This is a genomic window from Wolbachia endosymbiont of Drosophila nikananu (assembly GCF_028981865.1).
GTDB classification, from domain to species: Bacteria; Pseudomonadota; Alphaproteobacteria; order Rickettsiales; family Anaplasmataceae; genus Wolbachia; species Wolbachia pipientis_B.
In genome coordinates, this window is the sequence record NZ_JAPQLL010000033.1 from 1 (window position 1) to 8,011 (window position 8,011).

At 35.5% G+C, this 8,011-nt stretch carries 3 protein-coding genes and 2 pseudogenes; 2 read left to right on the plus strand and 3 right to left on the minus strand.

Features of this window, described 5'->3' with window-relative positions; translation table 11 throughout:
- Positions 1-233: 233 nt before the first annotated feature.
- From OZD67_RS02105 to OZD67_RS02115, 3 genes are all read right to left on the minus strand, one after another.
- Positions 234-3,728: a cytoplasmic incompatibility factor CifB gene (locus tag OZD67_RS02105; protein ID WP_182183945.1), complete on the minus strand. Its 3,495-nt coding sequence runs from the start codon at positions 3,726-3,728 to the stop codon at positions 234-236.
- A 53-nt stretch (positions 3,729-3,781) separates the two neighbouring features.
- Entirely contained in the window at positions 3,782-5,317 is a 1,536-nt protein-coding gene (locus OZD67_RS02110; protein WP_274999665.1) for a cytoplasmic incompatibility factor CifA, read from the minus strand.
- A gap of 138 nt (positions 5,318-5,455) precedes the next feature.
- Complete coding sequence (locus OZD67_RS02115) at positions 5,456-6,388, minus strand: Rpn family recombination-promoting nuclease/putative transposase (protein ID WP_182183371.1); 933 nt, start codon at positions 6,386-6,388, stop codon at positions 5,456-5,458.
- Between the two features lie 309 nt (positions 6,389-6,697).
- Between OZD67_RS02115 and OZD67_RS06500 the strand changes: the two are divergent.
- Together OZD67_RS06500 and OZD67_RS02120 are read left to right on the plus strand one after the other, a co-directional pair.
- Positions 6,698-7,039 (plus strand): annotated as a pseudogene (locus OZD67_RS06500) (IS3 family transposase); the annotation flags it as partial.
- A 78-nt stretch (positions 7,040-7,117) separates the two neighbouring features.
- A pseudogene (locus OZD67_RS02120) lies at positions 7,118-7,950 on the plus strand (transposase family protein).
- Positions 7,951-8,011: the final 61 nt, after the last annotated feature.

Here is an 8,011-nt window from a genome sequence, read left to right on the forward strand (position 1 = left end):
GCTTGCTGGTTTTGGTTGCTGGAAATGGTTGCGTTGTTTAAATTTATTAATGTTGTATACTACTAAATTAATAGCTGTTCATTTAAGAACCTCCTTCAACTTTACCCAACTCGACACATATACTTTTTGAAACATTGCTACAAGTAGAAAAAAACAGGTTACCCACCTTAACTTCTTTAAATTTGCTCACAATCTCTACTTGATGCATAAGGTTTTTGTTACACTCCTTTCATCTACCGATTACCTCTACCTACCGCCTTTACCTTTGCTAAGGTCAGAAACACACTAGCTTCAGGACTTTCTAAGCTCGACTGTGGCAGGCCACCAAAATTACTGGAATCACTAACACTAAGCGATATAGGTGCTTCTACTGGTCCACACCCTCCTCCCACTCTGTGATATCCTAATTCTAGATAAGTACGTAATAATGGATCAATTTGTTCTCTATTTTGAATGTATGCTTGCAATTGCACATCTTGAAATCCCGGATCATTCCTGAATAATTGTGAAATGCCCACTCTTATGTTCTGAAAGTAATTTCTATCTCTGTTTGGGTGGTTTCTTTCGAGAAAGTCACGCATAATATTTACAACATTCTGAACTTGTTCTCCAGGATTTTCATTTAGGACTCGATTAATATCCTTAGCATTTTCTAATGCCCATAAACCACAATTCCAACCATCTGTTTGCTGACGAACAGAAACATTATTAATCCTGATATTATTTCCTAAGTTATTTTGAATGATATCGGTAATACCACCTGGAACAGCAGTAGCAGTTGAATCAGCATAGTACCCAACATAGTTCCCATTTTGACGTTCAATCACTAGTGTAACCCAATGAGTATTATTTAAAGTAATGATTAAAGTTAAACGCTGTTGTTCTTCATTTTCCCTAAATTGATTTAATACTCTAACAATGTGCTCGTTACCGTCATTCCTTGCCAAATTAGCTGCTTCAAAAGTGTGATTACCTTCAGTACGAAGCTGATATTGCAATCTTCCAGCATGAGCTATATCAATTTGTTGAAGCCAGTAATCATAATGTCCATTTCTCGTTGCAAATTCTAGTGTAAGTAGATCATTTACTTCTATCCCTTGATTTCCAAGAATATCTCTTATTTGTCTTCTTATTCCTTGTGCTGTAGGAATGGCATTATCACCTCCCATTATTCTTGACCTTAGTATTTCTAGGAGTTGTTGTATACTACCTTCGAAGGTAGTAATACTAACACATCGATTATCACCTAGATCAAACGGTAAAATCTGGTTCCGTCCGGGATTTTCTCGAATATAATTTATTAAATTTTCACGAGTCTGATCTGATAATAGACCCTCTGGTGGATTTTCATCAATAACACTTTCAGGGCCCACTAGTCCTCCTGATCTTAAGTCACGACCACCACGATCAAGTTTATGTACATACTCTTCTCTTCCTATTCCTTCTGGAATAGATATCAGACCTTCTACTCTCCCTGCACCTGCATTAAATATAAGAGGAAATAAAACCGCCTCATTTCCAGAAGTAATAAGCAAATATCCTCTTTGCTTGTTCATAAGTTCTTTTATTCGATCTTTTGCGTTATTCTCCTTTTGTGCTACTTCTTCTACATTACCAGCAAATCTTAATATATATCCAATTGGATGAGTATCTAGATCATTCTCTGTAGGTTGTCTTAATAATAAAAGGTCTAATGTCTGTTCTGTAATTCTTGTGAGTATTACCCTTTCTCCTTCTTCTTCCTGCCCCCTTTTCAAACTATATGTTTGACCAACTTTATACATAGCAAGCACTTTATAAGGATTATCACTAGCATAAAATGTACCATGTAGTATAGAACGAAACTTACCCTCACTATTAACATTTATTGCGTCCCTAAGTGGCATCAATATTCCAGAGATCTCTTGAAATAGTTCTCTATGCTGACCTACATTTTTCCAGCCATCGTTCATAACCCTTTCTGAAATACCATGTACATTTTCAACATTAGGCACTTGTATAAGATCACCAGCAAGAAAATTATTTGCATTATTATTTTGGTAATCGTGATATAAACCAAGGTCATTTGGTTGATCAATATCTAGCTCAAATTGGTCATTAAGTGTGCATGAAACTTCCCATATATGAACATTATTTCTATTAACATTAAGAGCTTGTAAATCGATAGCTTCTTGCTGTTGCGCATCGTGAGCTCTAATATGAAGTGTAACTATATTATAACCCTGAGCATAAAAGACCATAGTTAAAGTATGTCTTCTTAAATCTCCATCACCGTATCTAAATATATACTTTCTTACACGTACTCGATCTTCTCCTTCTTCCAGCTCTAAATACTCTCTAGCAAAAGCACTACTCCCAAAAGTAAAACCAGTTATACAATCAAATATTCTGTTATAATTCTCTGCATTTCTTGGTATTTCAGCAGGAAGATGTTGAAGTAAGAAATCTCTAATATTTTCTCTAATTTCTTCATTCTCCAAACACTCAAATAATCTTTGTACTAAAGGAAATCTATCCTGTTGAAGCCCTACCGTATCAACCCTAAAAGGAATTCGATTTAAATCAAAATTTAATCCAAAACAAACAGTATGCTCTGATGTGGTATGAATAGGTATAAATGAAGAAACATATAATCTTTTAGCGTGACCTCTGGCACAGTCTAATGCGGTACTGGACAATGTTGCTCCTGTAGCAATATTAATGACAATAGGAACATTTCCTCTTTCTTCTTGATGACGTACAAGAAAAGCAACATGTGAGTTTCTAGGAGATAAGTCAAGATCGATGCCTATTGTGTAGCGATGACTAAAATTTGCTAAGAAACCTAATAAAAACCCGTAACTCTCAAACTTTTGACTGCGATTTTGAATGTCATTTTGTAGGCTGCCTAGGTAATTACGATAGATTCGAGTTATGTATGGCAAAATTCCTTCATTTATTCCACGTTCTACATTTATTCTTTGGTTACTTGCTAGCACTTCCATAAAATTGAAAATCCCTTGCTGACCTGGTGCAGCTTGCACAAAATTGACCAAATGACCAAGCTGTACTCTCTGATCTTGATTGAGTCGTATACTTCCTATTTCCTTAACTGTCAACACACTGCGTGGCGCAGGCGCATTAATCCCCCTAAGCCTATTGCGTTCTATATGCCTCAGAAGGCTAATCTCAGACGCTGAATATTTAGCAAATCTATCTCTACCTTGAGAATCTTTTTCACGAATCACCTCGAATACTGTTGCAATTGCCTCTCCCTGACTCCTGCCTTTCCCATGCATACATACTTTGTACTGCTCAAAACTTAGGTCTTCTTCCCTTAAACCTTGATTTTGCTGTATAATTTCTTGTACTAGAGAATCTTTCTCCCTTTCACTAAATCTTAACCCATCACTATTAGGACGATCAGAAATGCTGTAACACCTGACAACTTGCTGTCCGTCACGATTACGAGTTAAAATAACAACTTTTAGGTTTCCTGTATTTCTATTTCTACCACCTGTATCAATACCATGATTATCAAAACGAAAATAGACTTTCTCATCTGTATTCAAAATGCCTGCATCATGAGCAGTAGCAAACATACTAAAAAAGAATACAGGAAGGAAACGTCCTGTACCTACATGATACAAGAAAGATGGACATTGATCTAAAAAGGATTCAAACTCTTGTCTAAAACCATCAAGATCTCCATCCACTAAACTCCTAATAAGCCCATCACCATTACTCATACAAAATACCCCTTATTTACTACGACCAGAAATACCAAGAGTTCATAAGTGGATTACTTATTACCACTAAGCGTAAAGATGCTTTTTTTCTTATAAGAAGAAACACCACTTACACTAGGAGTTCCAAGCTCAGACTGCGGACTATCATCAACTGGCAAAGTTGTTTTCTTACTGCCATGAGCTTTAGATCGTGTCCGTAAATCATACCTAGGACCATCACCTCCAGGAGGTAAAGTTGTTTTCTCTAACTCAGAAAGCAATTCTTTCGCCAAATCATCGTAGTTTATACTTTCTTCCATTCCTTCTCTACCACATAATCTAAGGTTTTCTACCATGACTTCTTTAAAAAGTTCAAACTTTTCAGGAAAGCAACTTTTAGCAAATGATATTATATCTAATATTTCTTCTTTCTCTATTTCCCTATCGGACTTACAAACATCTTCTTTAAAAAGTTCAAACTTTTCAGGAAAGCAACTTTTAGTAAATGATATTATATCTAATATTTTTTCTTTCTCTATTTCCCTATCGGGCTTACAAATATCTTCTCGTTTCCAATTAATGATTAATCCCCCAAGTACACTCTTTATAGGAACTGTATAATTAGAAGTATTAACAGAGGTCTCTCTGTATTCAGTAAAGCGTTCACATTTCCAAATCTTCATAATAAGAGATCTAGCTTGAACACTTGACTCAGGATTTTTCAACATTACATTTGAAAGTGAGTAAAGGAGGAGGTCATACTCATCTTGTGAGAATATTTTCTCTGAATGATCTCCACGTTCTGAAACGCCTTTATAACACCAGCACTGTACCAAATCATGAACCGTATCAAAAAAACATGACTCTATTAATTCAGCAAGAAGGGAATATACTCCCTTATCTTTCTGCAGCAATTTCTGTAAAAGAGTATCTTTATCACCTATATTCCTTACACAAAAATCTAAAATAGGAGCGTCTTTCTCAACAGATTGAGGACGAGAAAGAGCAAGAATAGCTTCTGTAAGCTTCTTTTCCTTATCTTCTTCTTTTAAATGATTATAAAAATACTCTACCCCTTCACTCCACTTAAGTTTTACAGCACTGTCAAAACCTTCTACTGCATCATACTGCTTTAATTCCCCAGATTCTCTATCGATCCAGAAATCAAATACAGGACCTTTCCTTCGAATGCCACCCAAAAGCGAGTTTCGTATGTACTCATCAGTTATAGGATTACCTCTACTATCAAGTTCATCAGAAGAAAATCCATTTTTGTAGGATTCAAATGCTTTTTGAAAGAGTGGATGAATTTTATCTACTACACAGTAACTACAAGCCATCTCATATTTGCGAAGTGGATTATCGATTTCCTCTATTTTTTCTTCAGTAAACCTTTGACCTAAAGCAGCATTATCCAACCTTACACCTGACCAGCAACCTTCATCTTGGAATACATTGTGCAAGAACTTCAGCTTATCACCCTTAAAGTATTTTATGTGCTCCATAAAGTTATCCTGAAGGACTCCCACCCATCTCTTGATAGCTGACTTCCTCCCAGCAGCAACTGTTGGATCTGGATATTCAATAGCTTCCTGTAATTTTTTGGACATCGTAGCCCGAAGCTCTTCCTGTGTTGGCATTAACCCCTCTTGTTAAGTATTTATATAAAAAAGGTATTGTACAGACATTAGAATGGATTGCAATATTAAAATTACTAGAATAGAGGGTTTAATAAAAAAACGTTATGGCTAAAACTTCTTTTCTTGAATTTTCTTAATATAATCAACAGAAAACCCTGTTATTTCAGCAATAACATCAATAGAAACACCCGCCTTAAGTGAATTCTTTGCCACAGCAATTTTAGCCTGTTGTTCGCCCTCTTCCCTACCTTCCGCTCTGCCTTTTTGATGACCGATGAGGATGCCTTCTAGTCTGCCTTTTTCAGTAGCATCATCGAGTTTTTGAGCGAGGACAGCATGTTCATCAAGAATACGCTTTATCTCTTGTTCGTAGGCTATAAATTCTTTTTCTGACCAGTTGAATCTATTTAGCTCTTCATATGCTTTTTTGATTATTAAATCACTTCCTATTATCTTTTCTAGCTCTTCTTCACTAGTTTCATCTGCATATCGAAAAAAGTAAACCCATTTTTCAACTATGTTTGAAAGCTGATCCTGTTTGGTTTTTGGAAATTTTGGCAGTTCAATAAATATAAAATAAAAGTCTTTTAGATCATGTTCGTTAGTATCTTCGTCTCGAATAGTATGCTTTGATTTATACTCAGCCTTATCTGGAAACAGGATACAATCTGCTATAGCAATAAAGATAATCTCTTTAAGGTCATGATATTGATCACCTTTGTCAGCCTGTCTTGAGTACGCTTTAGCAGCATAATATTGGGCACGTTTCTCAAAGCCTTTTGTTTTAGCGACCTGCATTTCGACTATCACTTGCAGCCCATTTTCATCTCTACAAAGAACATCAACAATACTTTGTTTTTTAGAAGCAATCTCAGGGTCTTGAATAGTACTTAAAAACTCTATATCCTTTATTTCATTTTTATCAGTGAAGCCAAGGATATCATTGAGGAAGTGAATAAGAATATCTTTATTTTTTTCAGTACCAAAGATACGGCGAAAAGATATATCATTTTTGGGATCAAGGAACTTTGAAAGAGCCATAAGAAATCAACCTAAAAAGCATTAATAATTATACACAATTCTGAAGGAATGTTCAAGTTTTTTATTTTTTTAAGTTTTAAACGGCTGTCAGAGATCATCTTAGAATAGCATTCTCTATTTACGTCCTTTTATCAACCCTGCTGTAAAGCACCTTAAAAGACCAGGAAATGGATGCCATGAGTTTGGTGGTCTCAAACATACCTATTTTAGGTGTGAACTTTTAAAACTTACCATTTTAGTGACCTTACCCAGAAAAAGTAGAGAAGACGTTTTTGAAGTAAAATGAACGTTTTTTCAAAGAGGTATGATATGACAAAAAGAAGAGAATATACAACAAGACTGGTAAAAGAAACAGGTCAACCATCAGCAGAAATAGCAAGAGATTTGGGTATATTTATTAAGTAAGTGGGTAAGAAAATATAATGAGAAAATGTCTGGGACAGATGCATTTCCAGGTAAAGGAAAGTTAGCACCTTATGATAAAGAAAGGTTTGATTTAAAGAAAGAATTAGCAAAAGTAACTAGAGAAAGAGACATTTAAAAAAAAGCCCTGGCCAACCAAAAGGAGTAAAATATTCTTTTATAAAAGAGCATAAAAACTGCTATAAAATACAGGAGTTATGCAGGTTTTTAAACGTATCTGCTTGTGGTATGGATTACTAAAGACTTGCTGCAAAATAGTGTAAAAGATGGTAAAGTATGAAAAAGAGAAATAAAAAGTGAGGGAAAATGAGTCTGAATTACCATAAAGTAAGTAAACACCCGAGAAATTTTCGAGATGTAACGGGATTGAAAATAGAAGAATTCGAAAAAATCTTGGAAAAAGTCCGTCCAGAGTGGGAAAAGCTTGAAAGACAGAAAAAGCGCCACGGAAGAATTGCTAATTTACCGACACTGGAAGATAAAATGTTGTGCGTAATTTTGTATTATCGGACCTACATAACCCACAGATTTTTAGGCTGCCTTTTCAACTTACATAATGCGAATATTTGCCGACTTTTGAAGAAAATGGAGCCACTGTTGGCAAAAAAAATTACTATAAAAAAGGACAGAACCCTAACGCCAGAGAGGATTTTGAAGATACTGGCAGATGTTACAGAGCAGCAGATACAGCAGCCAAAAGAAAGCAGAAAACGGAAGAAAAGTTACTCTGGCAAGAAAAAAGTGCACACGATGAAAACAGAAATTGTGATCGAAGAAAGAGGGCAAATTTTATCGGTTTCAAGATCTCACCGTGGGAGAATTCACGATTTTCGGATAAGAAAACAGGAGAAATTGCTGCCTACAGACAGTATAAAGCATGCCGATTCTGGCTATCAGGGATGGAAAAATTGCAAAGTAACGTTGTGATACCATACAAAAAATACCGAAAGAAGCCACTAACTGAGGAGCAAAAGGAGCACAACCGAGAGTTGGCATCATTTAGGATGAGGGTCGAAAATAAGATACGAGAATTGAAAATATTCAAGATTTTGTCGCACGTTTACCGTAACTTTCAGAAAAAATATAACATGAGATTTAATATTATTGAAGGTTTGGTGAATTTGAGGCATGGGTTTTAGCCTGCTGCTATTTTAGCCTAATTCACCCTGAAATTAGTATATACCTTTTCGCAGCAGGTCT